General features: G+C 57.6%; 28 protein-coding genes and 1 tRNA gene. 8 read left to right on the top strand and 21 right to left on the bottom strand.

The features are described 5' to 3' along the window. Window positions 1-8: 8 nt before the first annotated feature. The 3 genes from ABFT80_RS02015 to ABFT80_RS02005 form a co-directional block, all read right to left on the bottom strand. Window positions 9-836 (bottom strand): DUF1292 domain-containing protein, encoded by an 828-nt coding sequence (locus ABFT80_RS02015; protein ID WP_347970179.1) that lies wholly within the window; start codon window positions 834-836, stop codon window positions 9-11. 151 nt (window positions 837-987) lie between these two features. Beyond that, a complete protein-coding gene (gene leuD / locus ABFT80_RS02010) occupies window positions 988-1,593 on the bottom strand; it encodes a 3-isopropylmalate dehydratase small subunit (RefSeq protein WP_347970178.1) in 606 nt (201 codons plus the stop codon). A gap of 127 nt (window positions 1,594-1,720) precedes the next feature. After that, complete coding sequence (locus ABFT80_RS02005; RefSeq protein WP_347970177.1) at window positions 1,721-2,161, bottom strand: glyoxalase superfamily protein; 441 nt, start codon at window positions 2,159-2,161, stop codon at window positions 1,721-1,723. Window positions 2,162-2,383: 222 nt separating this feature from the next. On the opposite strand from ABFT80_RS02005, the gene ABFT80_RS02000 reads away from it, so the two are divergent. Beyond that, window positions 2,384-3,103 carry a DUF72 domain-containing protein gene (locus tag ABFT80_RS02000; protein ID WP_347970176.1) on the top strand — a complete coding sequence of 240 codons (720 nt, stop codon included), beginning with the start codon at window positions 2,384-2,386 and terminating at the stop codon, window positions 3,101-3,103. Here ABFT80_RS02000 and ABFT80_RS01995 read toward each other — a convergent pair. Further along, the gene (locus tag ABFT80_RS01995; protein WP_347970175.1) at window positions 3,096-4,265 is read right to left on the bottom strand and encodes an NAD(P)/FAD-dependent oxidoreductase; all 1,170 of its coding nucleotides are present in this window, start codon (window positions 4,263-4,265) and stop codon (window positions 3,096-3,098) included. The two genes, ABFT80_RS02000 and ABFT80_RS01995, sit on opposite strands and share 8 nt — an antisense overlap. Next, window positions 4,252-4,374, bottom strand: coding sequence for a hypothetical protein (locus ABFT80_RS01990; protein ID WP_347970174.1), 123 nt, complete (start codon window positions 4,372-4,374; stop codon window positions 4,252-4,254). Before ABFT80_RS01990 ends, ABFT80_RS01995 begins: the two co-directional genes overlap by 14 nt. On the opposite strand from ABFT80_RS01990, the gene ABFT80_RS01985 reads away from it, so the two are divergent. Together ABFT80_RS01985 and ABFT80_RS01980 are read left to right on the top strand one after the other, a co-directional pair. Further along, the gene (locus ABFT80_RS01985; RefSeq protein ID WP_347970173.1) at window positions 4,367-5,260 is read left to right on the top strand and encodes an HpcH/HpaI aldolase/citrate lyase family protein; all 894 of its coding nucleotides are present in this window, start codon (window positions 4,367-4,369) and stop codon (window positions 5,258-5,260) included. The genes ABFT80_RS01990 and ABFT80_RS01985 overlap by 8 nt on opposite strands. Beyond that, window positions 5,257-5,463, top strand: coding sequence for a DUF1737 domain-containing protein (locus tag ABFT80_RS01980; RefSeq protein WP_347970172.1), 207 nt, complete (start codon window positions 5,257-5,259; stop codon window positions 5,461-5,463). The genes ABFT80_RS01985 and ABFT80_RS01980 overlap by 4 nt, the downstream gene beginning before the upstream one ends. A gap of 9 nt (window positions 5,464-5,472) precedes the next feature. On the opposite strand, the gene ABFT80_RS01975 is transcribed toward ABFT80_RS01980, so the two are convergent. Next, the gene (locus ABFT80_RS01975; RefSeq protein ID WP_347970171.1) at window positions 5,473-5,931 is read right to left on the bottom strand and encodes a metallopeptidase family protein; all 459 of its coding nucleotides are present in this window, start codon (window positions 5,929-5,931) and stop codon (window positions 5,473-5,475) included. A gap of 206 nt (window positions 5,932-6,137) precedes the next feature. On the opposite strand from ABFT80_RS01975, the gene ABFT80_RS01970 reads away from it, so the two are divergent. Genes ABFT80_RS01970 through ABFT80_RS01960 form a run of 3 tightly spaced genes read left to right on the top strand, consistent with a single transcriptional unit; the run spans window position 6,138 to window position 11,846 of the window. Then, the gene (locus tag ABFT80_RS01970) at window positions 6,138-7,139 is read left to right on the top strand and encodes an ImuA family protein (protein WP_347970170.1); all 1,002 of its coding nucleotides are present in this window, start codon (window positions 6,138-6,140) and stop codon (window positions 7,137-7,139) included. Then, window positions 7,081-8,517 (top strand): Y-family DNA polymerase, encoded by a 1,437-nt coding sequence (locus ABFT80_RS01965; protein ID WP_347970169.1) that lies wholly within the window; start codon window positions 7,081-7,083, stop codon window positions 8,515-8,517. Before ABFT80_RS01970 ends, ABFT80_RS01965 begins: the two co-directional genes overlap by 59 nt. Further along, complete coding sequence (locus ABFT80_RS01960) at window positions 8,514-11,846, top strand: error-prone DNA polymerase (RefSeq protein WP_347970168.1); 3,333 nt, start codon at window positions 8,514-8,516, stop codon at window positions 11,844-11,846. Before ABFT80_RS01965 ends, ABFT80_RS01960 begins: the two co-directional genes overlap by 4 nt. Window positions 11,847-11,852: 6 nt before the next feature. On the opposite strand, the gene ABFT80_RS01955 is transcribed toward ABFT80_RS01960, so the two are convergent. The 4 genes from ABFT80_RS01955 to ABFT80_RS01940 form a co-directional block, all read right to left on the bottom strand. Beyond that, window positions 11,853-12,077: a Trm112 family protein gene (locus ABFT80_RS01955; protein ID WP_347970167.1), complete on the bottom strand. Its 225-nt coding sequence runs from the start codon at window positions 12,075-12,077 to the stop codon at window positions 11,853-11,855. Between the two features lie 19 nt (window positions 12,078-12,096). Beyond that, window positions 12,097-12,768 carry an LON peptidase substrate-binding domain-containing protein gene (locus tag ABFT80_RS01950; protein WP_347970166.1) on the bottom strand — a complete coding sequence of 224 codons (672 nt, stop codon included), beginning with the start codon at window positions 12,766-12,768 and terminating at the stop codon, window positions 12,097-12,099. Window positions 12,769-12,902: 134 nt separating this feature from the next. Then, window positions 12,903-13,883: a thioredoxin gene (trxA, locus tag ABFT80_RS01945; RefSeq protein ID WP_347970817.1), complete on the bottom strand. Its 981-nt coding sequence runs from the start codon at window positions 13,881-13,883 to the stop codon at window positions 12,903-12,905. A gap of 71 nt (window positions 13,884-13,954) precedes the next feature. Further along, window positions 13,955-14,452 carry a prolyl-tRNA synthetase associated domain-containing protein gene (locus ABFT80_RS01940; RefSeq protein WP_347970165.1) on the bottom strand — a complete coding sequence of 166 codons (498 nt, stop codon included), beginning with the start codon at window positions 14,450-14,452 and terminating at the stop codon, window positions 13,955-13,957. A 196-nt stretch (window positions 14,453-14,648) separates the two neighbouring features. Between ABFT80_RS01940 and ABFT80_RS01935 the strand changes: the two genes are divergently transcribed. Then, window positions 14,649-14,723, top strand: a tRNA-Gly gene (locus tag ABFT80_RS01935). A 126-nt stretch (window positions 14,724-14,849) separates the two neighbouring features. On the opposite strand, the gene ABFT80_RS01930 is transcribed toward ABFT80_RS01935, so the two are convergent. From ABFT80_RS01930 to ehuR, 11 genes are all read right to left on the bottom strand, one after another. Next, complete coding sequence (locus ABFT80_RS01930) at window positions 14,850-16,142, bottom strand: NCS2 family permease (protein WP_347970164.1); 1,293 nt, start codon at window positions 16,140-16,142, stop codon at window positions 14,850-14,852. Window positions 16,143-16,483: 341 nt separating this feature from the next. Further along, window positions 16,484-17,491: a N(2)-acetyl-L-2,4-diaminobutanoate deacetylase DoeB gene (doeB, locus tag ABFT80_RS01925; protein ID WP_347970163.1), complete on the bottom strand. Its 1,008-nt coding sequence runs from the start codon at window positions 17,489-17,491 to the stop codon at window positions 16,484-16,486. Window positions 17,492-17,496: 5 nt separating this feature from the next. Next, window positions 17,497-18,678 (bottom strand): ectoine hydrolase DoeA, encoded by a 1,182-nt coding sequence (gene doeA / locus ABFT80_RS01920; protein WP_347970162.1) that lies wholly within the window; start codon window positions 18,676-18,678, stop codon window positions 17,497-17,499. 38 nt (window positions 18,679-18,716) lie between these two features. Then, window positions 18,717-19,709, bottom strand: coding sequence for an ectoine utilization protein EutC (eutC, locus tag ABFT80_RS01915; RefSeq protein WP_347970161.1), 993 nt, complete (start codon window positions 19,707-19,709; stop codon window positions 18,717-18,719). Next, on the bottom strand, window positions 19,706-20,698 hold the full coding sequence (gene eutB, locus ABFT80_RS01910) for a hydroxyectoine utilization dehydratase EutB (RefSeq protein WP_347970160.1): 993 nt from the start codon (window positions 20,696-20,698) through the stop codon (window positions 19,706-19,708). The genes eutC and eutB overlap by 4 nt, the downstream gene beginning before the upstream one ends. 5 nt (window positions 20,699-20,703) lie before the next feature. After that, window positions 20,704-21,483, bottom strand: coding sequence for an ectoine utilization protein EutA (eutA, locus tag ABFT80_RS01905; RefSeq protein ID WP_347970159.1), 780 nt, complete (start codon window positions 21,481-21,483; stop codon window positions 20,704-20,706). Between the two features lie 5 nt (window positions 21,484-21,488). Continuing rightward, window positions 21,489-22,145: an ectoine/hydroxyectoine ABC transporter permease subunit EhuD gene (ehuD, locus tag ABFT80_RS01900; protein WP_347970158.1), complete on the bottom strand. Its 657-nt coding sequence runs from the start codon at window positions 22,143-22,145 to the stop codon at window positions 21,489-21,491. Between the two features lie 3 nt (window positions 22,146-22,148). After that, window positions 22,149-22,808 (bottom strand): ectoine/hydroxyectoine ABC transporter permease subunit EhuC, encoded by a 660-nt coding sequence (gene ehuC / locus ABFT80_RS01895; RefSeq protein ID WP_347970157.1) that lies wholly within the window; start codon window positions 22,806-22,808, stop codon window positions 22,149-22,151. 132 nt (window positions 22,809-22,940) lie between these two features. Next, complete coding sequence (gene ehuB / locus ABFT80_RS01890; protein WP_347970156.1) at window positions 22,941-23,795, bottom strand: ectoine/hydroxyectoine ABC transporter substrate-binding protein EhuB; 855 nt, start codon at window positions 23,793-23,795, stop codon at window positions 22,941-22,943. A gap of 66 nt (window positions 23,796-23,861) precedes the next feature. After that, window positions 23,862-24,647, bottom strand: coding sequence for an ectoine/hydroxyectoine ABC transporter ATP-binding protein EhuA (gene ehuA, locus ABFT80_RS01885; protein ID WP_347970155.1), 786 nt, complete (start codon window positions 24,645-24,647; stop codon window positions 23,862-23,864). A 122-nt stretch (window positions 24,648-24,769) separates the two neighbouring features. Next, on the bottom strand, window positions 24,770-26,155 hold the full coding sequence (gene ehuR, locus ABFT80_RS01880) for a MocR-like ectoine utilization transcription factor EhuR (protein ID WP_347970154.1): 1,386 nt from the start codon (window positions 26,153-26,155) through the stop codon (window positions 24,770-24,772). Window positions 26,156-26,238: 83 nt separating this feature from the next. On the opposite strand from ehuR, the gene ABFT80_RS01875 reads away from it, so the two are divergent. Then, complete coding sequence (locus ABFT80_RS01875; protein WP_347970153.1) at window positions 26,239-26,745, top strand: Lrp/AsnC family transcriptional regulator; 507 nt, start codon at window positions 26,239-26,241, stop codon at window positions 26,743-26,745. Window positions 26,746-26,821: the final 76 nt, after the last annotated feature.

Here is a 26,821-nt window from a genome sequence, read left to right as displayed (position 1 = left end):
GGATGAACCTATTGCTGCGGCGCGAGCGCCTGTGTCATCGCTTCGTGAATATCGGCTGGCCATTCGTCAAGCGCTGGCCATGCGGCAGGCACCGGCTTGTCGCCCTGCTGCGCGAAATAGAGCTTCTTGTTGGCCGCATCGACGGCCATAAAAGCATCGGAACTTCCGCAAGCATGCGGAACGCAGCCTCTCGCATAAATCACGCCGGAAGCAAGCGTCTCTGGCTCGCTGCCGACGATCAGCCCTGTCGTGACATCGCCCAGCGCATCGCCGAGCAGCGTTTTTGAGACATTGTAGACATCCTCATTGGTGAAAATTTCCATGATGTGTCCGAGCTTTTTCGGATCGAGATCCGCCCATCCTGTTCCAGGCTGCGTGGTGAAAACCAGATTGCCTGAAATCTTCAAACCCTCGGACGGTGACCAGCTTCTGACCGGCGCTTCATCGCCCGGCATCAGATAAGGAACGAAGAAGATCGTGTCTTGTGTGACCGCAGGAGGCGGCGCGCCGCAATCATCCTCGCCGACGCTCTCGGTCTGGATTTCGCCGCCGTCGTCTTTCCAGACCATGAGTTGTGCGGGACCACAGGCATTGCCGCCATCTCCGACAGCGAAAAGCGCCACTTTCACATCGCCGAGCTCGACCGTGCGATCGTAATAGACGACATAATTACGCGCTAGTTCCTTACCGTCGAAGGTGAGGATTTTCTCGAAATCCTCATTCTGCGTGACAGTGAAATTTCCACCCTCAAAAGGGATGGATTGCGGCTTTTCATCCTGCGCGAACGCAATACTGGCACTAGCCAAGAACGCGGCTAGAAACAGGGCGGTTTTCATGGAAGCCTCCGTCAAGATGCGCGCCTTTACGGCGCGTTCGATTGATCGGAGTGTGCCACGATGGGCGGGCCGCTGTCAGCCCGCCAAAGCAACTCCAGGAAAAGTGTGTGCGGTTTTCCGTCCGGAATTGCGAAAAAATACGCTTAGAGGATTAAGCCCAGGGACGGCTTTCGGCGTTCTTCTTTTCGAAGGCGCTGATCGACGATGCCTTTTCCATGGTCAGGCCGATATCGTCCAGACCGTTGAGCAGGCAATGACGCTTGAACGCATCGACGTCGAACTTGACGACGCCGCCGTCGGGGCCACGAATTTCCAGCGCTTCGAGATCGACGGTCACGGTCGCATTGGCACCGCGCGAGGCGTCATCCATTAGCTTGTCGAGGTTTTCCTGACTGACGACGATCGGCAGAATGCCGTTCTTGAAACAGTTATTGTAGAAAATATCGGCGAAGCTGGTCGAAATCACGCAGCGAATGCCGAAATCGAGAAGCGCCCATGGCGCATGCTCGCGCGACGATCCGCAACCGAAATTATCACCCGCCACAAGAATCTGAGCGTTGCGATAAGCCGGCTTGTTCAGCACGAAATCAGGATTTTCGCTGCCATCATCATTGAGGCGCATTTCCGCGAAAAGTCCCGCACGTAGACCCGTGCGCTTGATCGTCTTCAGATAATCCTTCGGAATGATCATGTCCGTATCGACATTGATAATCGGCATGGGCGCGGCAACGCCAGTCAGCTTCGTGAATTTTTCCATCGCAATCAGTCCGTGGGTTCGACCTAAGGATTTCTCTGAAACGCTTTACACAAGCTGGCCGGCAAATCAAAGGGGCAGCATTGCTGCTGCCCCTTAATGTGATCGTAAAAACAGCACTTGAAGCCGATCAGGCTCTTTGCAAAGCCATGACGCCGGTTTCGGTGCCAGTCAGGCGGCGCGACTTTCCATCGGCGCCCACCACCATTTCCACGCGCTTCCGCGGCGAGGAAAACAGCTTCGAGGTCACCACATCGACCGGCGGGTTGAACGCGACGGTGACGCGCCAGAGATCGGGCTTGATCGTTTCCGACAGGCCGATGACGCGGCCTTGCGCCGGATTGCCGTTGAAGGTTCCGGCTACGTTTTCGCCTACCGAAAAGGGCGCGCCGATCGCAGGCTCGTTCTTTTCGACAGGACGCGCGGCAAGTGTGTTCCAGTCGCGCGCACCATTCTGGCGGGCGACGAGTTCGAGCGCTTTGGCGTGCGATATGGTTAGCCCTTCGGCAGCCAGCGCATCGCGCAGCCTGCGGGCATGTGTTTTGTGGTCGGATGACTGAATGCTGGTCATCGTTTCGCTCCTTGCTTTCACAAACGGCGCATAAAAGAACGGGAGCCCGCATTGCCGTTTCGGCCGTCGCTATGACAGGGGAAACGAATTTTAGAGGGAAGCTTCACCATGGCTTTTGGCCGCGAGCGGCAGGGGCTTCCCGCCCTGACCCGGCTCAGATAGGGATTGCGATGCTAAACGTCAACGGCTTGACGTTCGCCGGTTTACTGCCAGATGCAAGGCATGGATCGCATTTATATCGGCACGGCAGGCTGGAGCATAGCATCGCACCATGCAGATGCATTTCCGGGCGATGGCGCGCATATCGAACGCTATGCGCGCCAACTGAACGCGGTCGAAATCAACTCCAGCTTTTACCGACCGCATCGGCGCGAAACTTACGAAAAATGGGCTCGGTCTGTTCCTGAAATATTCCGTTTTTCGGTGAAAATCCCGAAAGCCATTACGCATGAGCATCGTTTGAAGGAATGCGAAGCGCTTCTGGAGAAATTTCTGTCCGAAGCAAATGGCCTTGGAGAAAAGCTCGGCGTACTTCTGGTCCAGCTTCCGCCTAGCCTGCGTTTCGAACCGGAAATTGCATCAAAGTTTTTCGATGAGCTGAGATCGAGAAGTGATACGCCGATTGCTCTAGAGCCGCGTCACGCAAGCTGGTTCGGGCCGAAGCCGACTGCAATGCTCAAAGATGCTAAAATCTCGCGCGTCGCCGCAGACCCGCCGCCCGTTCCTGACGCCACATCACCGGGCGGCTGGAATGGCCTCGCATATTTTCGAATGCACGGCTCGCCGCGCATCTATCATTCGAATTACGAGCCCGACCGCATTGAAACCATCGCCGGAAACATGAAAGCGGCAAACGCGGAAAGCTGGTGCATTTTCGACAATACCGCGCAATTTCACGCGCTGGAAAACGCGCTTTCGCTCAAATCATCGATGCTTAAATGACGTTCAGCTCGCGAAATGGCCGATTCTCGGCAATCCGCTCATAACCGAATGCCGAGCAATCGATGCTTCGGTATCCGCCATGAACGATCAGTTCGGCAATTGCCTTGCCGACTGCTGGAGCCTGCTGGAGTCCGTGGCCGGAAAACCCGTTGGCGAACAGAAAATTCGTCATCTCGGGATGCCGCCCGATCACCGCATTCTGGTCGAGCACATTGTAATCATAGTGGCCGACCCATGCGCGTGTCGGCTTGATCGCCTCGAAGGCGGGAACGCGCGTTGCCAGAACCGGCCAGATCACCTCTTCGAAAAGCGGCCAATCGGGATTGAAATCATTAGGATCAGCGGGGCCGTCTGTATCTTCTGGCTCGGCACCGCCGGTAATGTAGACGCTGCCTTCCGGCCGGACATAGACACCGCTCGGATCGACCATCAAAGGCATATCGGTAAAGCGGTCATGCGCTTCGAACACGAAGACGTTGCGCTTGCGCGGCTCGACGGGAAGGACAAGCCCTGCCATCGCCGCAACCTTGCCGGCATTCGGCCCCGCCGCATTGACGACGATGCCTGCCTCGAGCTTATCGCCGCTTTCCAAAGTCACCGAATCGACGCTGGTGCCATTGCGCTCCATCGCCACTACCTCGCCTAAGATGAGATCGACGGACTTGCTCTTGAGCGCCTTGCGGAACAGCAGAAGTAGTGCATGCGCGTCGAACCAGCCCTCGCCCGAACGGCCATAGGCGCCAGCAACTATGCCTTCCGTCGAAATCCAGGAAAAGCGGCGCTCAAGCGCTTCAGCATCTTCCAACAGAATGTCGGCTCCCTCAGCCTCTTGCGCACGGTGATTGGCTTCCAGAATGCTCTGGCCGTCATCGCTGGCGAGAATGAGATAGCCCTTCTCGCGAAAGCCGATATCCGCCTCTTCGCCGAATTCCTGTTTGAGCCGCCGGAAAAGGCCGAGCGTAAACTGCGAAAGGCGAATATTTTCAGGGATAGAGAATTGCTGACGGATCGAGGCGCAGGAAAGCGTCGTGGCGGCTTGAGAGAATTGGGGATCGCGTTCGATCACGGCGATCGAACCTGAAAATCCTTCCTCGCGCAGATAATAGGCGACGGCGCTTCCGACAATCGCTCCACCGACGATGACGACATCATAACGCGCCATGAACCAGACCTTTTTCAGCTCGAATCGTCGAGAGGGAACCAGTTTCGCGGCCTGTTCGCAAGGGCTTGCGCGTCGCCTGTTTGAGATGCATGAATTCGCCCATGCTCAATCAGATTTTCCGCCCGCGCCGCTCGGTTCTCTACATTCCCGCTTCCAACGAAAAAGCGCTGGCAAAGCTGGAAAGCCTCGCCTGCGATTGCGTTATTTTCGATCTGGAGGACGCCGTCGCGCCATCCGAGAAGCAGGCGGCGCGCGACAGGTTGAAGGCGCTGTTTTCAGCGCGCAAGCCAGGACGCGAAATGATCATCCGCATCAATGCACTTTCGGGCGAATGGGGCGCGGAAGATCTGACCGCCGCGATGGAATGCGAGCCGGACGGCATCCTGCTTCCTAAGGTCGATACCGCGCGTGACATTCTCGAAGCGGGCGACGTGCTCGACGACAATGACGCGCCAGATAGCGTCAGGCTATGGGCGATGATCGAGACGCCGAAGGCGATGCTGAACATCGGTGCTATTGCCGAACTCGGACGAGACCCTGCAGCAAGGCTTGCCTGCTTCGTCGCCGGGACCAACGATCTCGTCAAAGACACCGGCATCCTTGCGACGCCGGACCGGCGCTATCTCGTGCCATGGCTGATGCAAATGATTCTGGCCGCCCGCGCTGGCGGGCTCGAAATTCTCGATGGCGTAAGCAATGATTTCCGCGACATCGATGCCTTCACCAAGGAATGCACGGAAGCGGCGGCTATGGGTTTCGATGGCAAGACGCTCATCCACCCGGCGCAGATAGAACCGGCAAATCGTGCCTTTTCGCCATCAAATGAAGCGATTTCCGAAGCTAATGATATCGTTTCGGCTTTCGCTTTGCCCGAAAATGCTGGAAAAGGTGCAATCTCGATGAATGGCCGCATGGTCGAACGCTTGCATCTCGCGCAAGCCGAAAAACTGCTCGCCAGAGCGGGCGAAACGAACATTTCGAAGGATAAAGTATGAAACTCTACCGCCTGCTGACCGCCGTCGATGATGCAAGCTTCTGTCATAAAGTAACGGCAGCGCTCAACAAGGGCTGGCACCTTTATGGCTCGCCCACTTACGCTTTCGATACCGCCACGAACACGATGCGCTGCGGGCAGGCCGTGGTTAAGGACGTCGAAGGCAAGGAATATACGCCCGACACGAAACTCAGCGAACACTAATCCAGAAAACTACTGGCCAAGCTCGCCGGCGGAAGGCTGATTGCTGGAATCAGCTTCCTCTTCCAGCCTTTCCATATCGTCGTCGGAAAGGCCGAAATGGTGGCCGATTTCGTGGATCAGGACATGGGTGACGATGTCGCCCATCGTCTCCTCGTTTTCGGCCCAATAATCGATGATCGCCCGCCGGTAGAGCGTGACGCGGTTGGGGCCTTCGCCCGTCTGCGGGTTCCAGCGTTCGGCAATGCCGCGCCCTTCGAAAAGACCAAGCAGGTCGAAAGGCGTTTCCAGCGACAGATCATCCATGATCTCGTCGGTCGGAAACTCGGCAAATTGAATGATGATTTCGCCGGTAAGCTTGCGGAACTCTTCCGGCAGATGCGCATAAGCTTCCAGAGCCAAAAGCTCCAGCTCATCGATGGAAGGCGAAAGCTGATCGTGCCAGGAACGGGTCTTGTAGATACGGGCCATTTTTTGTCCTTTGACGGGCATATAGCCTTTCATGCTGCACCTTTCGAGTGGCTTTCTCGAAAGCCGGAGAAATAAGCCGCACTGCCCGGCTGCTTTGTGAATCGCATCCACAGGAATAAATTCTCCTCTATGCCGCTTGACTCTTCGGGTCGGCTTTGGAATCTATAGGAACATAACAGGAACAATTTTCGGAAAGCATTACCGTCATGGCGACATCAGCCGTGGCGCGGGAGACACTTTTTTCCCTGCGCCGGACAATAGCCAGGATCGAAGGGACCCTGCCCGAAAGGCTGGAAGTGCCGCTCGATTCGCAGCAGTCCGATGATGGAGACATCGTGCTCCGCCATAATGGCGTGGCCGTTCCAAAAGACCCTTATGTGCCGACCGGTGTGCAGAATTTCGATGCAGCCCTGGGAGGCGGCTTGCCGAAAGCGGCACTGACGGAAATTCATGGGCACCAGACCCGCGATGCCGGTTCGGTCGCAGGCTTTGCGCTTTCTCTTGCCGGGTTGATGTTGAAAAGGGCGGAAGAGCGCCTTCCCATTTTATGGATCGGCACGCATGAAATCTTTCAGGAAGCAGGGTTTCCCTATGCGCCGGGGCTTCATTCCCGCTTCGGAATAAAGCCCGAAAACCTTCTGATTGCCCGTATGCCCAAGCTTGTCGACGCATTGTGGGTGGCCGAGGAAGCAGCGCAGTTGAAGGCGCTTTCGCTTGTCCTTCTGGAAATTCGGGGCAATTCCCAAAGGCTGGACCTGACCGCAACACGGCGCCTGCATCGGCGCGCGCAACTCGCTGGCCGTCCGATTTTCCTTTTGCGGCAGGCTGCAGAGCCGGAACCGACCGCAGCCACGCTGCGGCTGGTTATATCGCCTGCTCCCGCCGCATCCCGCCAGACCATGGAAGGCGCGCTCGACGGCTCGATCGGGCCACCAGGTTTCACGGTCAGGATCGACAAAAGCCGCCTTGCCCGAACCGGACAGTTCACCCTGGAGTGGTACGCCGATGACTACGCATTTGAGGAAAGACGAGCCGCGCTGCCAGAGAATACTCGCAGTGTGGTTTCCGCGTCTGACCATCGAACGGATATTGCGCAAGCGTCTGGGGAGGTCTTGGCGTTCAAACCGGCAAACGCAGACGCAGCCCTTGGTGGTCAGCCATCGCGAGAAGAACGCCCAGCGCATCGCGGCAATCGACGAGCAGGCTGAACGGCTCAAGCTGAAACGCGGCATGGGCATTGCCGATGCACGCGCCATGCATCCCTCCATCGAAATCGTGGAAGCCGATCCTGATGCCGACCGGTTGTTGCTGGAAAGTCTGGCCGATTGGTGCGACCGCTATACGCCGCTGGTGGCGATCGATGGAACGGACGGCCTGCTGCTCGACATCACTGGCTGCGCGCATCTTTTCGGCGGCGAAAAAGCACTGCTTGACGATCTCCTGGCGCGGTTCTTCCATCAGGGTTTCGATGCACGCGCAGGTCTCGCCTCAACGCCCGGCGCTGCATGGGCTGCGGCCAGATTTTCCAGCACGCTCATTCTAGAAGATGGCGGCGAGAAGGATTTTCTGGCGCGCCTGCCTCTTTCCGCCCTTCGCCTCCAGCCGGAAACGCGCACCAGCCTCGAAAGCGTGGGCCTGCGTACGGTTGGCGCCGTCATGCAGGCACCGCGTGCACCGCTCGTTCGCCGTTTCGGAAAGTTACTCATCCTGCGGCTCGATCAGGCCTTGGGGTCCATAGAAGAAGCAATCTCGCCCCGCCTGCCCGTGCCGCCTCTTTCGGTGGAGCGCCACCTGCCGGAACCTGTATCGGCGATCGAGGGCGTGGAAGGGCTGATCTTTCAACTTGCCGGAACTCTGAAAGAAGATCTGGAGCGCCGCGCGGAAGGCGCGCGCGCCTTGCAGCTTTTGCTGTTCAGAGTGGACGGCATGGTCAGCCGCATCACCATCGGCGCATCGCATCCGCTGCGTGAGCCGGCCCTTGTCCAAAAATTGTTTCAGGAACGGCTCGGTGCACTCGGCAATGAAATCGACGCTGGCTACGGCTTCGATCTCATAAGATTGTCGGTTCTGGAAACCGCCAATTTCGACGCAAGGCAATCCGATTTGACGAATGCTTCAGCCGACGACGGCGAAGGTCTGGCGATATTTACCGACCGTATTCGTGCGCGGCACGGCACCGATGCCGTCTTGAGTAGCGTTGCAGTCGAAAGCCATATTCCCGAGCGCGCGGTGATGTCGGTTCCTTTTTCCGCAGCTCCTCGGCAACAAAAGGAAAACCCGCAGCCAATATCGGCGGAAAGGCCGATCCGCCTGTTCTCCAATCCCGAACCTGTCGAAGTAAGCGCAGTCGAAGTACCGGAGGGGCCACCCAGCCATTTCCGCTGGCGGCGTGTTTTCCACAAAGTCGCGCATTCCGAAGGGCCAGAGCGCATCGCGCCGGAATGGTGGCATGACGGCATAGAGGCTCCGACGCGGGATTATTTTCGTGTGGAAGATGAAGAAGGCCGCCGATTCTGGCTCTACCGCGAAGGTCTTTACGGCAAAACACCGCCGCCACGCTGGTTCATGCAGGGGATTTTTGCATGAACGCGCCCTCATATCCCGAATTGGGCTATGCCGAATTCGGCGTTCAGTCGAATTTCTCTTTTCTGCGCGGGGCATCGAAGCCTGAAGAGCTTGTCGTTGCAGCGACGATGATGGGTCATTCTGCGATGGGGCTGGCAGACTGCAACACGGTCGCGGGCGTGGTGCGCGCCTGGCAACAGGCAAAGCAGACCGGCATTGACTATCATCCCGGATGCCGGCTGGTCTTCGCTGACGAGACTCCGGACATTCTCGCTTATCCGCAAAACAGGAAGGGCTGGGGCCATCTTTGCCGTATGCTCACGCAGGCGAACGAAAGAGGAGAAAAAGGCGCACCAATCCTTCTGCGCGAGGATTTTTTCGAATGGGGTGCCAACATATCCTTCGCCGTCCTGCCATTGCTGGAAAATGAGCAGAAAGCGAATCTGAACTTCCTGAATGAAGCGCGCGAGGCCTTTGGACAGGCCGTACGAATTGCCGTGGCGCCGCTTTATCACGGCAATGACCGTTTTCGCATAGAGCAGGCAGCAGCACTTTCCCGCGCAACGGGCCTTTCGCTGATGGCCACGAACGACGTGGCCTATCACGTCCCGGAGCGTCGATCTCTGCAGGACATAGTGACCGCGATCCGTCTCAAGACGACAGTCTTCAAAGCGGGCCACGCGCTTCAGGCAAATGCCGAACGCTACCTCAAGCCGTCCCTGGAGATGGCCCGGTTGTTTCGCGCTTACCCGCAAGCAATTGCTGAAACAGTACGCTTTGCCGAAAGCCTGAAATTTTCGCTGAAGGAACTCAAATATTATTATCCCGAGGAGTCTAGCGGCAAGAGCATTTCACCTCAGGCCGAACTTGAAAGGCTGACATGGGAAGGCGCAGCATGGCGTTACCCTAAGGGCGTTCCGGAACATGTTCGCGATACGATTAGGAAAGAACTGACGCTTATCTCCGAAAAGGAATACGCACCCTATTTCCTGACCGTTCACGACATAGTTCAGTTCGCTAGAAATAAGGGAATACTTTGTCAGGGGCGCGGCTCGGCAGCAAATTCGACGGTCTGTTTCTGTATGCGCATAACCGAAGTCGATCCCGACCTGATTGAAGTTCTCTTCGAGCGGTTCATATCGACTGAACGCCATGAGCCGCCTGATATAGACGTCGATTTCGAGCATGAGCGTCGCGATGAAGTCATCGAATATATCTACACAAAATACAGCCATAAACGCACAGCCCTCGCTGCAGCCGTAACCACCTATCGTTCGCGCTCGGCCATGCGCGAAGTCGCCAAGGCACTTGGTTTCTCGGACGACACGATCGATGCACTGGCAAGCTCGACATGGCGCTGGACCTCGGAAGATCTCGGCAAGACGGAAGGTCAATCGGCCGGGCTCGACATGAACGTGGCACTGACGAAGCAATTCTTCGAACATGCCAATGCGCTTATGGGCTTTCCCCGTCACCTCACCCAGCATGTCGGCGGCTTCGTCATCACCAATGACCGTCTCGATGAGGTGGTGCCTATCATCAAGACCGGCATGGATGAGCGCCGAATGGTCGAGTGGGACAAGGACGATCTCGATTCGGTCGGCATTCTCAAAGTCGATGTTCTGGCGCTTGGCATGCTTTCCTGCCTACGCCGAGCATTCGATCTTCTGCACGCCAATTATGACGCCCGCGATGAGTATGGCAGATCCTACGAACTGGCCACGATCCCGCAAAGGCAAGAGCCAGTCTACGACATGATCTGCCGTGCCGATACGCTGGGCGTTTTCCAGATCGAAAGCCGCGCGCAGATGTCGATGCTGCCGCGCCTGAAACCAAGAGAATTCTATGACCTCGTCATTGAGGTGGCGATTGTGCGTCCAGGCCCGATACAGGGTGACATGGTTCACCCATATTTACGGCGCCGGGAAGGAAAAGAGCCTGTCGAGTATCACAGTGAGGTGCTGAAAAATATTCTGAAGAGAACGCTCGGCGTTCCGCTTTTTCAGGAACAGGCGATGAAAATTGCCATTGACGCAGGCGGGTTCACGCCCGGCCAAGCGGACGAATTAAGGCGCGCCATGGCGACCTTCAAACGCACAGGCACCATCGGAAATTATAAGCAAAAAATGATCGATGGAATGAAGCAGAACGGCTATCCGGAGGAATTTGCAGAGCGTTGCTTCAAGCAGATCGAAGGCTTCGGAGAGTATGGGTTCCCCGAAAGCCATGCAGCGTCCTTTGCCCTTCTTGTCTATGCGTCGAGCTGGTTCAAGGCTCATTACCCTGATGTTTTCTGCGCGGCGATCCTCAATTCGCAGCCCATGGGGTTTTATCCGCCGGCACAGCTCGTGCGCGATGCGCAGGATCACGGCCTCGAAATCCGCGAGGTGGACGTCAATCTGTCCGAATGGGATTGCACTTTGGAAGCGGCAGAATTCGATCCTTCCCGCATTTCCGCACGCCATATTTCAATGCGCGAAGTCATTCATTCCAAGCGGGCCGTTCGCCTTGGTTTTCGTCAGATAAAAGGACTGTCTGAGAAAACGATGGAGGCATTCGTGCTCAATCGCGGCGGGGGCTATGAATCCGTCCGCGATGTGTGGCTTCGGTCAGGTCTGGACGTTGCCGCTATCGAAAAGCTCGCCCAGGCAGATACCTTCCGCTCGATCGGGCTCGACCGGCGTGCAGCCTTGTGGGCGGTTCGTGCGCTCGACGGAAAGACAGCCGCCGAGCGTCTTCCTCTTTTCGATCAGACCCGAACGCGCTTGCGCGAAAATGAGCCCGAAACCCGGCTGCCAATCATGCCGCTCGGCCAGCATGTCATCCATGATTACGGAACTCTCGGCCTCTCGCTAAAGGCCCATCCCGTTTCGTTCTTGCGCAAGAGACTTGAGCGCGAGGGTGTTACGCCGAATGCCGCGCTGGAAAATATCGCTAACGGACGGCGCATTACGGTCGCTGGCCTCGTTCTGGTTCGCCAACGGCCAGGATCGGCGAAAGGCGTAATCTTCATGACGCTGGAAGACGAGGAATCCGTCGCCAATATCATCGTCTGGCAAAAAACCTTCGAACGCTTTCGTCCCATCGTGCTGGGCGCCCGATTTGTTCGAGTCAGCGGCAAGCTTCAATCCCAATCGGGCGTCATTCACATCGTGGCAGAAAAAATCGAGGATTTGAGCTCATGGCTTGGATCGCTGACCGAAGCCGCCCAATCGATCGACCCGGATTTCCAGCCGCAGGCCAATCCGAAGGAACGCGGCGCTCTCATGGAGACACCGACACGCGGACGCTATGAGCAATTATCGCGCGATACCGGAAGGGTCATGCCGAAAGGCCGCAATTTTCAATGAACCGTCTCAGAGAGCGCTTTTGCTTTTGTCGGGGAAACCGTCATCAGCCGAAATTTGGCGTGCTTCGGAAGGAAGCATGATCGGAATTCCGTCGCGTATCGGATAGGCAAGTTTCGCCAGTCTGGAAACCAGTTCGTTGCGGTTTGCATCCCAGACCAGCGGGCCCTTCGTCAAAGGACAGGCAAGCAGTTCCAGCAGACGAACATCGATCTCGGGCTTGGTTTGATTCATGTCCTGATCCGATGCCATTTCACTGAAGCCCCGAGGAAAAATCCTCATTGTCGCGCACAAGCGTCATTTCGGTAATCGCGATCAATGTGTCTGCACGCGTTTTGAGATCAGGCGCTTCGAGAAGTGCCTGCTTTTCCGCCGCACCATAAGGCGCCATCATCGACAGCGTGTTAACGAGCAATGCATCCTCCGCGCGACTGACGCTTTCCCAGTCGGCATCCAGATCGTTCGCCTGAAGATAATCGCGAAACGCCTTCAGCAATGCTGGCCGGTTGATGATCTCTTCCGCGCCGCTATCGATCAGATCGGTCAGAAAAGGTGCGTATTTGCACTGCCTGAACGGCAAACGCGTGTGAAGTTCCTCGGACACACGGAACCGGCAGATACCTTCAAGGGACATGAGGTAACGGCCATCGCCGGTTTCGGCGAAAGATGTGATACGGCCCAAGCAACCGACCTGACACAATTCAGGCTCGCCATCTTCGCGAAGGGAACCATCCAATGCAGGCTGGATCATGCCGATCAGTCTGTCGCCCCTTATGGCGGCATCGATCATCTGTAGATAACGAGGTTCGAAAATATTCAGCGGCATTCTACCGCCCGGCAGCAGCAAAGCGGCCGAAAGCGGAAAAAGCGGCAACGTAGCGGGCAAATCCGCCTCGTTGCGATAATGCGCATTACCCGCTTGCATCCTGGCTCCAATCACTCTGCGCTACATCTGGTGCGCATGATGCGACTCTCAACCCCGATCTTGGCAAAACCGGTGCAAACGACATCACAATGCATGTTTCATGATTGAAAAGCGCGAAGACACGCGGTCCCGTTTCACGAAAACAGCAGGGATGAAAGCTTTCTGCGCGCCGAGAGTGTCGCATCGTCGGTCATGCCCCAAGCCTCGAAAAAGGCGAGAAGCTGATTGCGTGCGCCGTCATCATGCCATTCACGGTCGGCTTTGACGATCGCCAGCAGATTGTCGGCAGCCTCTTCGCGTTTGCCCTGCGCATTCTGGATCATGGCCAGATCGAAACGCGCCTGATGATCTTTCGGATCGGCAGCAAGACGCCGCTCCATTTCCGCTGGATCGCCGAGCGACGAGGCCTGTTCGTCAAGCGCGAGCTTTGCCTGCACAGCGACAAGCCCGGCATGTTTCTCAGCACCCTCGCCTGCCGTAACAAGCAATTCGCGCGCACCGTCCTTGTCGCCAGCTTCGAAAAGCAAATCGGCTAGGCCAGCGATTGCATCCAGATTATCGGGCTGCTCGGCAAGAACGGAATCGTAGATGGAAGCTGCACCCTGCATGTCGCCTGCAGCGCGCGCCTCGGCGGCGGCAGCGAGCGCCTCTTCCAGTGCGGCAGCGCCTGCGTCCTTCCCACCGAGCTTTCCGATGAATTCGTTGATCTGGCTTTCAGGAACAGCTCCCATGAAGCCATCGACGGGCTGGCCGTCCTTGAATGCGATGACTGCCGGGATCGACTGGATGCCGAGCTGGCCGGCAATCGCCGGATGCTCGTCTATGTTCATCTTTACGAGTTTGACCTTGCCCTTTGCAGCCAGCACGCTCTTTTCGATGACAGGCGTTAGCTGCTTGCAGGGTCCGCACCATGGCGCCCAGAAATCGACCAGCACCGGCTGATTGCGTGATTCCTGAATGACATCGACGGCAAAACTTGCGGTCGTCGTGTCCTTGATTAGGTTGCCTGCAGAAACCGCACCATTGGCTCCGGGAACACTGGCCTGCGGTTCGTCGCCGAAGCTCACCGTGTACTGGCCACCAACGCCGCCGAATGAATTGTCGTTTCCGCTCATCATTTTACCCTGAATTCTGGTCCGGCAATCTATCTGACGCGGACGGACGAAATTTCTAACGCATGTGGCGATCAGGCCGAGACTTTCAAGACCGTAGGCTCATGTCCGGTCGCCTTGACGAAGCTCAGCAGATCGTTTGCTGCGATCGACGTGGTTGCCTCGTTCGTCAGAGGATGCGCATTGATGATATCATGCTCGACGAGATCCGCATCGATTATGAATTTCACCCTGTTCGACTGGTCGTTGATGAGGCCGAACGCGGTAACCGAGCCCGGCGTAACGCCCAGCAATTCCAGAAGCGCCTCCGGCTTGCCGAAAGACACGCGGCCGGAAGCGCCGATCAGATGATGGATCTGTTTCAGATCGACCTGCGCCGCCTCATCGACTGTCATCAGGAAATATTTGTCCTTCTTGTCTTTGAGAAAGAGGTTCTTGGTATGCGCCCCGGGAATCTCGCCGCGAAGCGATTGCGAATCGGCCACGGTGAAAAGCGGCGGATGCGTCTTTGTGACCACCTCGATATTCAGGTCGGAGAGGAAGGAGAAAAGCTCATCCGGCGTCTTTGGCATGATTCACAATCCGTTCGTCGGGGAAATAAGGGGTTTATGGCCAAAGCCGGTCGCGAGACAAGCCCGCCCTTTTGTCCAGGAGAGAAGAAGCGGCGAAAAATTTTGCAAATTCCCTTACGAGACATCTGAATTCCCTGTTGCATTCGTTTCGCTCTTCGGCCATATAGGCGCGGCTTGTGGCGGAAACGTCATGTGAGCGGGTGTAGCTCAGGGGTAGAGCACAACCTTGCCAAGGTTGGGGTCGAGCGTTCGAATCGCTTCACCCGCTCCAATAAGCAAGCATCGAAAAGCCGCGGTTCGCCGCGGCTTTTTCGTTTTCAGGCTTTTAAACCGCAAATTTGAAAGCAAAAAGCCACGCATCAGCGTGGCTTTTGGTATTTCCAACATCTTCCGCGGTTTAATCCGCGAAAAACGCGAAGCGGACGATGAACAGCGCCGCAACGATCCAGGCTGCCGGGTGCACTTCGCGCCAGCGACCCGTCAGCGCCTTGAGCACGGCGTAAGAGATGAAGCCGAAGGCCAGACCGTTTGCGATGGAATAGGTGAATGGCATGATCAGCGCGGTAAGTGCTGCAGGCGTCGCCTCCGTCACATCGGCCCATTCGATCTCGACCAGCTCGCGCATCATCAGGCCGGCCACGTAAAGCAGCGCGGGGGCGGTGGCATAAACCGGAACCGAGCTTGCCAGCGGCGAGATGAACAACGCTGCGAGAAAGAGAATCGCGATAACTAGCGCGGTAAGGCCGGTACGCCCGCCCGCCTGAACGCCGGAAGCGCTTTCGACATAGGCGGTGGTGCTGCTGGTTCCTAAAAGCGAGCCGCCGATGATTGCCGTGCTGTCGGCCAGAAGCGCGCGGCCAAGACGATTCGGCTTGCCTTCCTCGATAAGCCCCGCCCGTTTTGCAACGCCGATCAGCGTTCCCGTCGCGTCGAACACTTCGACCAGTACGAAAACCAGAATGACGTGGACGAGACCGACATGCAGCGCGCCCAGAATATCAAGCTGCAGGAACGTTGGTGCCAGACTTGGCGGGACTGAAAACACACCGTTGAACTGGCTTACACCGAGCAGGATGGAAAGCACGGTTACGGCGAGCATACCGATGAGGATCGCACCGCGAATTTTAAGCGCATCGAGTGCCGCAATCAGAAAAAAGCCGAAGATTGCCAGCAGCGGCCCCGTCTGGCCGAGATTTCCAAGTGTGACGAATGTCGCCTCGCTGGCCACCACGATGCCGGAACTCTTGAGCGCGATGATCGCCAGAAAAAGGCCGATACCGGCTGCAATCGCGCTGCGCATGGAATGTGGTATTCCGGCGATCAGCCAGCTTCGAACGCCGGTTATCGTCAGGATGAAGAAGATGACGCCGGAGATGAAAACGGCACCCAATGCCTGTTGCCAGGTGAAGCCCATCGCTCCAACCACCGTGAAGGCGAAGAACGCGTTGAGCCCCATGCCGGGCGCCATGCCGATCGGCCATTTGGCGACGAAGGCCATGACCAATGTGCCGAGTGCTGCGGCAAGACAGGTCGCGACGAAGACCGCATGGCGGTCCATGCCCGTGCTCGACAATATCTCCGGATTTACGAAGATGATGTAGGACATGGTGAGAAATGTGGTCAGGCCGGCCACGACTTCGGTGCGAACATTGGTACCGTGTTCGCGTAATGAAAACAGCTTCTCGAGCAAGATTACCTCCCCGCGAGCGTCATACTTTAAAGCATGACCTCGCTACGAATGAACATGTCGATGCTGCGCAGCGATTGCGGTTTGAGCGTCTTCCCGACAATGGTGAAGCCATTGCTTGACGGGGTGCATCTCCACAACGCCAGACAGATCGTCGGCAGCCGTTCCTCCAGATTGGCTGCCTGACACGCACATTCCGCTCATCGCGCGAGAGGCACAAGCCCTCACTATCGTCGATTAAGATGAAGCAGTTTCGCCTGGAAATTGAGATGAATGGCGCGCAGAGCCATAAAAAACGCCCGCCCCGCACGAGGCGGAAGCGGGCGCGAGAATGCCTTGCGTTGTCAGGCTTCGATGACGGCTACGAGAGAAACGCAGTCGCCAGCTTTCACCAGACCGGGAAAATGGCGGGCGGCAAGAATGCCGGAAAGCTTTGCCTTGATCTCGATAGGCTGCACGCCGGTACGCCCGACAGCATGAATGCGCGCGACTGTCTGGCCAGCTTCCACCGCCTCGCCAAGATCGACGAGAGGCTCGATCATTCCATCATCTTCAGCAAACGAGAAGCAATCGCCGGATGGCATGTCGAGCCAGCGCGTGGGCTGGGTTTCGACCGCGCCCTTCACGATGCCTGCATGTCTAAGAACATTCATCACGCCGCGCTTGGCAATGCGCACTGTCTCTGCGTTGGACGTGCCGCCGCCGCCAAGCTCTGTGGTCACGAAGATCTTGCCCATTTCTTCTGCCGCAGTGTCGTACATGCCGACGGCGTCGATCTCCAGCATCTTCACCGACCATGGCGCCGAAAACGCCGCAACTGCATCGAAGGCTTTCTTCTCGATGTCCTTATCCGGCAGAATGTGCGCGGCACAGAAAGGCAAGAAATCCAGTGTTTTGCCGCCGGAGTGAAAATCCAGAACGATATCGGCAAGCGGCAAGAGATGGCGCTGGAAATAGTCTGCGATCTTCTCGGTCACCCCGCCGTCCGGCCTGCCCGGAAAGCTGCGGTTGAGATTTCCCTTGTCGATGGGTGACGTCCGCGTTCCGGCGCGAAACGCCGGGTAGTTCATCGCAGGAACGATTATGACCGTTCCCGAAACATCTTCCAGACGAAGCTTCGCAGCCAGATCGAAAAGCGCGATTGGCCCTTCATATTCGTCGCCATGGTTGCCGCCGGTGAGAAGAGCCGTCGGCCCCTCCCCATTCCGGAATACCGAGACCGGAATCATCACCGACCCCCATGCCGAATCGTCCCGGCTGTAAGGCAGCCGCAGAAACCCGTGCTGCAGGCCCTGCTGCTGGAAATCGACCGTAGGCGTCACTGGCGACGGCCTTGTGCTGAGGTTCAGCATGAGTGTCAATCCTTGACGAAAAGCTGGCGCGGAACGTTCGAAAGGCACTCCACGCCGGTTTCGGTGATCAGGATGCTTTCAGTGATTTCCAGACCCATTGTTTCGAGCCATAGACCGGTCATGAAATGGAATGTCATACCGGGTTTCAGCTCGGTCTTGTCGCCCGGGCGCAGGCTCATCGTGCGCTCGCCCCAATCCGGCGGATAGGAAATACCGATCGGGTAGCCTGTGCGGTTGTCTTTCACGATGCCATATTTCTTGAGAACGGCGAAGAAAGCCTTGGCGATGTCCTCGCAAGTGTTGCCGGGCTTTGCGGCTGCAAGACCGGCTTCCATGCCTTCGAGCGTTGCCTTTTCCGCATCGAGAAACTCCTGCGTCGGCTTGCCCAGAAATACGGTGCGCGACAGCGGAACGTGATAGCGATTGTAGCAGCCGGCGATTTCGAAGAACGTGCCTTCGCCGCGCTTCATCGGCTTGTCGTCCCAAGTCAGATGCGGTGCGGAAGCATCCGCGCCCGATGGCAAGAGCGGCACGATTGCCGGATAATCGCCACCGAATTCCGGTGTTCCGCGAATGCCCGCGTCGTAAATCTCAGCAACGAGATCGCATTTGCGCATGCCGACTTCGGCCTTCTCCGCAATGCGCTTGTGCATCAATTCGACGATGCGCCCGGCCTTGCGCATATAGTCCAGTTCCTGCGCGCTTTTTACGGCGCGCTGCCAGTTCACGAGTGCTGTCGCATCCGAGAAACGCGCATTCGGAAGATGCTTTTGCAACGAAGCGAAGGCGGCGGCCGAGAACCAGTAATTGTCCATCTCGACGCCCGTGCGGAGCTTGTCCCAACCACGCTCGGCGAGCACCGTTGCCAGATAATCCATCGGGTGCCGCTCGGTCGACTGCACGTAATGATCGGCATAGCCGATAATGTTTGCATGATCGAGATAGGCCGTGCGCTTTGCGCCATTCGCATCCTGCCCGCGACCGAACCAGACGGGCTCGCCCTGCGGCGGCACAATGACCGCCTGATGCACGTAGAACGACCAGCCATCATAGCCCGTCAGCCAGGCCATGTTGGAGGGATCACTGACAATCAGCAGATCGAGACCGCGCTTTTCCATGGCGGCGCGCGTCTTGGTGAGACGCTCGGCAAATTCCGCCCGCGAGAATTTGAGATTAGGTTCGGACATTTCCTCTATTTCCTCGTTTTGAGACTCGTTGGTCTCGATCAGCTTTCGAAGCTCGTGCCGGCATTGGCTGACCGTGCGCGGTCGCGCGCCAGAGTGGCAATTGCGGTGTCCTGAACGCCGGTCCCGGTCAGGTCGGCAACCGTGATCGCAGAATGAGACGCGCGGCCCATATCGAGCCCTGCGATGACGCGGCCGAGTTCAGCGTAATCGCCATTTGCATCGACTGCGCCGCTGGCGACGGCATGGTGCAATTCCCCCAGGCGCAGTGTCTGTTTCAAACTGTCGGCCACATAGCGATGCGCCTTGCGAACAATTTCCGGCTCGATTTCGTTTTTGTGTTCGGAATCGGACCCCATAGCCGTTACGTGCTGGCCGAGTTCGATCCAGTCAGCTTGAAGGATCGGCTGCGTCGCGGGTGTAGTCGTCACGATTATGTCTGCGCCGAGCACAGCCTGTTTCGGGTTAGCGAACGCCCGCACGTCGATGCCTAGCTCGCTCGACAATGCCTGCGCGCAGGCTTCTGCTTTCACATTGTCGCGCGCCCAGATGCGTGCGTCGTGGATCGGTCGCACAAGCATCAGCGCCTGAAGCTGGAGCTTGGCTTGCGTACCCGCGCCGAATATCGCAGCCTTGCTGGAATCCGCACGCGACAAATGCTTTGCAGCAACTGCACCGGCGGCTGCGGTGCGCACATCCGTCAGATAGCCATTGTCGAGCAGCAGTGCTTCGACCAGACCCGTCTTGGCGCTCAAAAGCACCATCATACCGTTGAGGCTGGGCAGGCCGAGGCTTGGATTATTAAAAAATCCGGGGCTGATCTTGATGGCGAACGCATCGATGCCCGGAACATAGGCCGTTTTGACATCCACCTCGCCATTATGTTCGGGAATGTCGAGACGCAGGATGGGAGGCATCGCGACGGGCTTCGTTGCCAAGGCATGAAATGCACCTTCAACGCATGCAACCGTGTCGAGATCGAGCTTCACGACGGCGCGCAAATCGCTTTCCGTCAGGATCGTCATCCGGCTCATGCCGCCACCTCCCCGAATATGTTTGTTTCGCCGGAAATCACCCGGCGATGCAACGCCATGTCGATGTTTCGCCCCGAAAGCAGTGCGACGACCGGCCCTGCAGGGTTGAGTTTTCCCGCAAGCAGCGCGCCAACACCTACGGCTGCGGCACCTTCGACGATCTCACGCTCTTGGCCGTAAATGTGGTCGATCCCGGCTGCTATCTCGGCCTCCGAAAGCAGGATCACCTCGTCCAGGAGCTCGGCACACATCGAAAACGTATAGCGGTTCTCAAGCCCGATGCCGCCGCCGAGCGAATCCGCAAGGCTGGCGAACTCCTCGACCGAAACCGGCATTCCGGCATCGATACTGGCTTTCATCGCGGCACCGCGATCCATCGAGACACCGACGATCTTGCAGTCGGGCTTCAGCGCTTTGACAGCGGCCGCGATTCCAGCGGCCAGCCCGCCGCCGGAAAGCGGAACGAGAACCATCGCGACATCAGGAACGTCTTCCACGATCTCAAGCCCGATCGTCCCTTGCCCGGCAATGATCGCCGCATTGTCGAAGGGAGGCACCATGATAAGGCCCTCTTCCGCGACAAGGCGCTCGACCTCTTGCTGCGCGTCATCCTGGCTTTTGCCGACGATCCTGATTTCCGCACCGAGCCTGCGGATTTCGGCCAGCTTGTTTTCCGGAACCAGCCGCGACATGCAGATTACGGCACGGATGCCTTCCAGCTTTGCCGCATGCGCAAGCGCGCGTCCGTGATTGCCGGTCGATGCCGCAACTACGCCTCGCGCCTTCTCTTCAGCAGACAATTGCGCGATTGCATTCGTCGCGCCGCGAAGCTTGAAAGCGCCTGTTAGTTGCCGATGCTCATGCTTCAGCCAGACCGGCACACCAAACCGCTCCGAGAGCGAATGCGATATGATCGTTGGCGTGCGTTCGATCTTTCCGGCGATACGGCTGCGCGCCGCCTCAATATGTTTGAGCGTGACCTGATGCATGAAAATCAGGCCCAATTGCCCGGCAGCGTCATCAACTGGCCGAGTTCAGGACGGGCCGCTTTGTCGCCGCAAATTCGAAGGCACGCCCATGCGCTGGCAAGATTGCTGCTGACCACAGGTTTGCCGATCGCATCCTCAATGCGAGGGACGACAGCCGCAGCACGAACCGCCGTGCACGAGATAAAAAGCGCGTCAGCATCGGGCGCGATCGCATCTTTAGCGTGCTCGATCAGCGAGGTGTGCGAAATGCGCGCCATGTCGCGATCATCATCGAGGCCGAGACAAATGAAGCTGCGAATATCGAAGCCGCGATCCGTGAAATAGTCGGCCATAGGCTGGCTCGTCTCGACCGTGTATGGCGTCAGCACGCTGATGCGTTTGGCACCCAGTTCTTGCAGTGCCTTTACGCTTGCATCGGTAGGCGTCACCACCGGCACGCCGGGTTTTGCCGCGCGGATTGCAGCCGCTACTTCCTCGTCGCCGATCACTACGGAGGCCGACGTGCAGGAATAGCAGATCGCGTCGAGCTCCGCGTCCGGCAGCAAAAGCCTTGCGCCGTCTGTCAGAACCGGCTGCATCTTGCGGAGATTCTCCGGCGTCGTCGGATTGGCATAGGGAATGCGCGTGACATAAACGCCGATCTCCTCGCTCGAAACCATGCGCGCGAAATCCGGCTCCGACGTGTGATCGGTCGCGAGAATGATCAGGCCGATACGCTTGCGAAGCGGCCTATCGTCCAGAACCGGTGCGAGATCGGCAAGTCGTATGATTGGTTTGTCGAGCATCTCTTTCACCCGATCCGGCCGTAGCGGCGTTCGAGCCAACGCAGAGCGATGACCGAAATCACGCTGATGACGAGGAAAAACCCGCCGACCATTGTGATGGGTTCGATGTAGCGATAGCTGGAATTCGCAACGCTTTTCGCCTGATTCATCAGTTCCAGCACGGTAATCGCGGAAAGCAGCGGCGTTTCCTTGAACATGGCGATGAAGTAATTCGCCAGCGCCGGGATCATCGGCGGCAGAGCCTGCGGCATGATAATCCGCGTCCAGGTCTGATTGGCCGACAGATTGCAGGCCTTCGCCGCTTCCCACTGACCGCGCGGCACATTGTCGATGCCGGCGCGATAAACCTCAGCCGTGTAGGTGCCGTAATGCACGCCGAGGCCAATGACGCCAGCGACAAGCGGCGACAGCACGATCCCGATATCCGGCAGAACGTAGAAGATGAAATAGAGCTGAACCAGCAACGGCGTGCCGCGGATGAATTCGGCAACGAATCCGATGGGGCGCGATACGAGCTTGTTGGGCGAGCGGCGTAGAAGCGCGATGAACAGGCCGACAACCGCAGCCAACACAGATCCGAGCAATGTTGCAAGAATGGTGATCTTCACACCCTCGATAAGGGTCGGGAAGATTTGCCAGACGAAATTCCAATCCCACTCCATCGCCTAGACCCTCACGCCATCGAGGCCGCGTGACAGCCTGCGTTCCAGCCCGCGCATCGAATAGGAGATGACGCATGCCATCGCGAAGTAGAGGATCAGAATCGTCGTGAAAGGCACAAGCGTATTGCCGGTCTGCGCACGCACGACCTGCGCCTGAAATGTCATGTCGGACAACGAAATCAACGAGACGACAGCCGTCGCCTTCAACAGCTCGATCGCGTTATTGCCGAATGTCGGCAGCATCACCAGAAGCGCCTGCGGCAGAATTACGTGGCGCATCGTCTGCCAGCGGCTGAAATTCAGTGCGACACACGCCTCATACTGCTCGCGCGCTACGGAACGGACAGCCCCGCGAACCACTTCGGCCCCATACGCTCCAACATTCAGCCCGAGCGCCAGAACGCCCGCCTGAAGCGGCGTGAGAGAAAATCCAAAAAAGGGCAGCACGAAATAGGCCCAGAAAAGCTGGACGAAAATCGACGTGCCCCGGAAGAATTCGATATAGGCAGTGGCCAATGCCCGCACGGCGAAGAACTGCGAAAGGCGGCCCAGCCCGGCCGCAAAGGCCATGAAGAGCGCCAGCGCGCATCCCATCAAAGTGAGCTGGATCGTGACCAGCGCACCGTCGAGAATCAGCCATAGATAGCCGGACCATTGGTCCATGAGCACACTGCCTCGCTGTTTGTTTCGGGCGGATTGCGGGCGGTCATGCCAAAGGCAGACGGCAATCCGCTTTACGGATACTCGGCGCGCGGCCTCTTCGAGAAAGCCGCGAGCCGATTTGGTTTTATCCGCTTACTGCGCGGCGCAGAGCTTTTCGCGCGTGGTGGACATCGCAGCCTGAGCCGAGAAGCCGTAAGGCTCGATGATCTTGGCGAATTCGCCCGATTCCTTGAGCTTGGCCAGTTCGACGTCGAACGCATCGCGCAGAGCCTCATCGCCCTTTTTGAACGCCGCGCCATCGCAATAGACGGGAGCGCCTTCGACCGGTGCGATCACTTCAAGATTCGGGTCGTTCGCCTTCTTGGCAAGATCGTTGATCGACAGAACCGGCAGCGAATATGCGTCGATACGGCCATCCTGCAGCATCTTCAAACCGCTCTGGCCATCCGGAACCACGATCACGCGATCACGCGGAACGCCTGCTTCGAGCGCGAGCTTTTCTTCCGTGCCGCCGCCTGGCGCACCGATCTTGGCGCTTTCGTTTTTGGCGACGTCTTCATAGCTCTTGAAGCCCATCGGATTGCCTTTTTTGACAAGCATCGCCTCGGCATCGCAAAGAACCGGCTCCGAATAGGCAACAGCCGCGCAGCGCTCAGGCTTCATGAAAAGGCCCGCCGTGACGGCATCGTGACGACCAGCCTGGAGGCCCGGGATCATCGCGCCATATTCGGAGATCGAAGCAACAACGTCATCGACGCCAAGCGCCTTGAAAACCGCGCGCGCGACTTCCGGTGCTGCACCCGAAACCTTGCCGTCAGCACCGACTGCGGTGAAGGGTGGCTCGTTAGCAATCGCGATACGCGCAAAACCCTGCGCCTTGAGCTGTTCGAGCTTGCTGTCGTCTGCCGAAGCGCCGCCGGAAAAGGCGACGAGCGACGAGACGATTGCGAGGCCTGCGGCACCCGCCAGAATATTCCTCATTTTCATGTTCCTGCTCCTCTGGTCTTTGTTGTTTGTTTGCGGTCTCAAGACCGCCCATGCCGTCCGGCTCGCTTAAACGCGATGTCCGGCCGCTATGATCTTTCTCAGGAAAGCCTGTGTGCGTTCCTGTTTCGGATTCTTGAAAATCTCGTCCGGTTTGCCTTCCTCGACGATCTTGCCTTTGTCGAAGAAAAGGATGCGATCGGCAAAATCATGGGCGAAACCCATCTCATGCGTGACGAGCAACATGGTCATGTCGGTTTCGTCGGCAAGCTTGCGCATGACGTTCAACACTTCCTCGACCAGCTCCGGGTCGAGCGCCGACGTCACCTCGTCGAACAACATTATCTTAGGCGAAAGCGCCAGTGCCCGCGCGATTGCGACGCGCTGTTTCTGGCCGCCGGAAAGCTGTGCCGGCATGGACTTGGCCTTGTCGGCCATGCCGACCATTTCCAGAAGTTCCATGCCGCGTTTCTCGGCAGCGGCGCGCGGCGTGCCCTTGGTCAGCATTGGCGCAAGCGTCACATTGTCGAGTACGCTTTTGTGCGGAAACAGATTGAAAAGCTGAAACACCATGCCGATTTTTTCGCGCATGCGGTGCAGATGTTTTTCATTGGCCGGGATTAGCTTGCCTTCCCGCTCCATGTGGTAAAGCTGCTCGCCATCGACGCGAATGTGACCGCCATCGATGGATTCAAGCGTCATCAGAATACGCAGGATCGTTGTCTTGCCGGAACCGGACGGACCGATAAGCGCCAGCTTTTCGCCAGGGTTTACTTTGAGCGACAGGCCGTCCAGCACCTGGAAGGCACCAAAGCTTTTGGAAATACCGTCGATCTCGATGATAGGCGAAGACATACACGTCTCTCCTTGTTTGGAGCGGTCGTGCAGTAACGATGATTAGATTATGAAATCATGTCAATTAGTAAAATAATATCATGACAATATTAAAATTCGCGCATAATAAATGCGCGTTTTGCCTAGATAGCGAGCAGCAGGTGTTCCGGGTCGCCGAGCAGAAGGCGGGCAACAGCACGCAACCCCGTCCGCAGTTCGGCCTCGGTGGTCGAGCCTAGCGAAATGCGGACAGCGGGGCTCCATTCGTCCTCGGTAATCCTGAATGACGATCCCGCAGCAATCGCCACACCTTGCAACCTGACCTGCGCGACGAACGCATCTTCGCCGCGCTCGCGGCTCAGCGGAACCCATATATGCAAACTGTTCGGATGCGACTTGTATTCAAGCCCTTCGAGCATTTCCGAGACGATCGCATGGCGACGGCTGAGCGCTTCACGCTGCCAGTCGACGAGCTGCATGGCCGTGCCGTCCGTCACCCAATGCGAGGCGATTTCCGCGACCATCGGCGTCGCCATCCAGTTGGAAACGAGATGACGATTGGCGACAGCAGCCACATAACGATCCGGCGCAGACACATAGCCGATACGCAGACCCGGCAGCGTTATCTTGCTGAAGCTCGTCACGTAGAGTGTGCGTTCCGGCGCGAAATGGGCGATCGGTGGCGCACGATTCTGAACCAATGGGCCAAGCACGTCGTTTTCGATAATCGCAATATCGTGGCGCCGGGCGACCTCGGCGATCTGCGAACGGCGAACCGATCCCATCAGCGTTGCAGTTGGATTGATGACCGAGGGCTGCACGAAGACGGCGCGTATCGTGGATTCCCGGCATGCCTTGTCCAGCGCCTCCGGGATAATACCTTCCGAATCGATAGGCAGCCCCTTCAGTGTAAAGCCGAGATAGCTTGCAAGCGGCATCAGCGTGTGGTGTCCGATGCTCTCGGTCACCACTAAGGATCCGGGAGGCGCAACGCTCATGAACGCCACTGTCATGCCCGCGGTCGCACCATTGGTCACACTGATGTTTTGCGGCGAGACTTCGATACCGCATCGCTTGAGCCACTCTGTCCCTATCGCCCGATGACGCGGGAAAACGACATTTGGCCGGAAGGAAAGCGCAGAACTCGGCGGCAAAGCTTCCGAAAGCCAGGCAAGACCTTTCTTCATGGTATCGAGATGGAACGTTTCGCAGACCGGCTTCAGGATCGACAGATCGATCACCTCGCCCAGACGCTCAGGCAGATAGGGCGGGTCGGGCTCGCGCTTGCGCCCCTGAACGAAGCTGCCGCGTCCGATTTCACCCGAAATCAATCCCCGCCGGATCAACTCCTCATAGGCGCGACTCACGGTCTGCACGGAAAGCTGGAGCTCATCGGCCATGTGGCGATGGGTCGGCAAACGCTCACCGCCGCGCAGCAGCCCATCCTGAATCGCCCGCGCTATCTGGTCGGCCAGCGACAGATAGGCAGGGCGGCGAATGAGGTCGGGATCGGGGCGCCAGCTTGTCATGACTTATAAGTGATCAGAATCAGGTCAATTGACAATCGAAAAAAACAAACGTCATGCTTTTGTATTGCTAAACGGAAACGCGCATGACCTCGCTGAAACTCGATGCGATCGACCTTCGCATTCTCTCCGCGATCCAGAAGGACGGCAGAATAACCAAGCTGGCGCTCTCCGAGCGCGTCGGTCTTTCACCCACGCCGTGCTGGATAAGGCTTCGCAAGCTCGAGAAAGCCGGCATCGTTACCGGCTATCACGCGAAGCTCGCGCTGAAACTTATCGCACCTGTAACGACGGTCTTGATGGAGGTGACGCTCGGCGCCCACCGCCAGCCGGATTTCGAGCGATTCGAACGCGCCGTGCGTGATTTGCCCGAGATCGTCGCTTGCTGGAGTGTCGGTGGAGGAGTGGATTACATCCTCAAAGTCGTTTCTCGCGACATCGACGCCTATCAACGTTTTGTCGATCGGCTTCTCGAACGCGAGATCGGCATCGATCGCTATTTCACTTACATCGTTACACGCACGGTCAAGGAAGACAGCGTTCTGCCCGTGGAAGAACTCGTAACACCGTCGGATGACGCCTCGACGGACTGATAGCTGGTTTCTCCAGAAAAGAGGCGTGATTTAGTCGATCTCTCTTCAAACCAAGCCGCAAAAAGCCAGTTCATCC

The sequence above is a fragment of the Foliimonas ilicis genome, assembly GCF_039939195.1.
Lineage (GTDB): Bacteria > Pseudomonadota > Alphaproteobacteria > Rhizobiales > Rhizobiaceae > Foliimonas > Foliimonas ilicis.
This window is presented reverse-complemented; position numbering and strand designations above follow the sequence as displayed.

What these genes read in the sequence shown, in the direction of transcription:
- ABFT80_RS02015 (WP_347970179.1), bottom strand. Translation starts at nt 836, where the DNA reads ATGAAAACCGCCCTGTTTCTAGCCGCGTTCTTGGCTAGTGCCAGTATT.
- leuD (WP_347970178.1), bottom strand. Translation starts at nt 1,593, where the DNA reads ATGGAAAAATTCACGAAGCTGACTGGCGTTGCCGCGCCCATGCCGATT.
- ABFT80_RS02005 (WP_347970177.1), bottom strand. Translation starts at nt 2,161, where the DNA reads ATGACCAGCATTCAGTCATCCGACCACAAAACACATGCCCGCAGGCTG.
- ABFT80_RS02000 (WP_347970176.1), top strand. Translation starts at nt 2,384, where the DNA reads ATGGATCGCATTTATATCGGCACGGCAGGCTGGAGCATAGCATCGCAC.
- ABFT80_RS01995 (WP_347970175.1), bottom strand. Translation starts at nt 4,265, where the DNA reads ATGGCGCGTTATGATGTCGTCATCGTCGGTGGAGCGATTGTCGGAAGC.
- ABFT80_RS01985 (WP_347970173.1), top strand. Translation starts at nt 4,367, where the DNA reads ATGCTCAATCAGATTTTCCGCCCGCGCCGCTCGGTTCTCTACATTCCC.
- ABFT80_RS01980 (WP_347970172.1), top strand. Translation starts at nt 5,257, where the DNA reads ATGAAACTCTACCGCCTGCTGACCGCCGTCGATGATGCAAGCTTCTGT.
- ABFT80_RS01975 (WP_347970171.1), bottom strand. Translation starts at nt 5,931, where the DNA reads ATGGCCCGTATCTACAAGACCCGTTCCTGGCACGATCAGCTTTCGCCT.
- ABFT80_RS01970 (WP_347970170.1), top strand. Translation starts at nt 6,138, where the DNA reads ATGGCGACATCAGCCGTGGCGCGGGAGACACTTTTTTCCCTGCGCCGG.
- ABFT80_RS01960 (WP_347970168.1), top strand. Translation starts at nt 8,514, where the DNA reads ATGAACGCGCCCTCATATCCCGAATTGGGCTATGCCGAATTCGGCGTT.
- ABFT80_RS01955 (WP_347970167.1), bottom strand. Translation starts at nt 12,077, where the DNA reads ATGAATCAAACCAAGCCCGAGATCGATGTTCGTCTGCTGGAACTGCTT.
- ABFT80_RS01950 (WP_347970166.1), bottom strand. Translation starts at nt 12,768, where the DNA reads ATGCAAGCGGGTAATGCGCATTATCGCAACGAGGCGGATTTGCCCGCT.
- trxA (WP_347970817.1), bottom strand. Translation starts at nt 13,883, where the DNA reads ATGAGCGGAAACGACAATTCATTCGGCGGCGTTGGTGGCCAGTACACG.
- ABFT80_RS01940 (WP_347970165.1), bottom strand. Translation starts at nt 14,452, where the DNA reads ATGCCAAAGACGCCGGATGAGCTTTTCTCCTTCCTCTCCGACCTGAAT.
- doeB (WP_347970163.1), bottom strand. Translation starts at nt 17,491, where the DNA reads ATGCTGAACCTCAGCACAAGGCCGTCGCCAGTGACGCCTACGGTCGAT.
- doeA (WP_347970162.1), bottom strand. Translation starts at nt 18,678, where the DNA reads ATGTCCGAACCTAATCTCAAATTCTCGCGGGCGGAATTTGCCGAGCGT.
- eutC (WP_347970161.1), bottom strand. Translation starts at nt 19,709, where the DNA reads ATGAGCCGGATGACGATCCTGACGGAAAGCGATTTGCGCGCCGTCGTG.
- eutB (WP_347970160.1), bottom strand. Translation starts at nt 20,698, where the DNA reads ATGCATCAGGTCACGCTCAAACATATTGAGGCGGCGCGCAGCCGTATC.
- eutA (WP_347970159.1), bottom strand. Translation starts at nt 21,483, where the DNA reads ATGCTCGACAAACCAATCATACGACTTGCCGATCTCGCACCGGTTCTG.
- ehuD (WP_347970158.1), bottom strand. Translation starts at nt 22,145, where the DNA reads ATGGAGTGGGATTGGAATTTCGTCTGGCAAATCTTCCCGACCCTTATC.
- ehuC (WP_347970157.1), bottom strand. Translation starts at nt 22,808, where the DNA reads ATGGACCAATGGTCCGGCTATCTATGGCTGATTCTCGACGGTGCGCTG.
- ehuB (WP_347970156.1), bottom strand. Translation starts at nt 23,795, where the DNA reads ATGAAAATGAGGAATATTCTGGCGGGTGCCGCAGGCCTCGCAATCGTC.
- ehuA (WP_347970155.1), bottom strand. Translation starts at nt 24,647, where the DNA reads ATGTCTTCGCCTATCATCGAGATCGACGGTATTTCCAAAAGCTTTGGT.
- ehuR (WP_347970154.1), bottom strand. Translation starts at nt 26,155, where the DNA reads ATGACAAGCTGGCGCCCCGATCCCGACCTCATTCGCCGCCCTGCCTAT.
- ABFT80_RS01875 (WP_347970153.1), top strand. Translation starts at nt 26,239, where the DNA reads ATGACCTCGCTGAAACTCGATGCGATCGACCTTCGCATTCTCTCCGCG.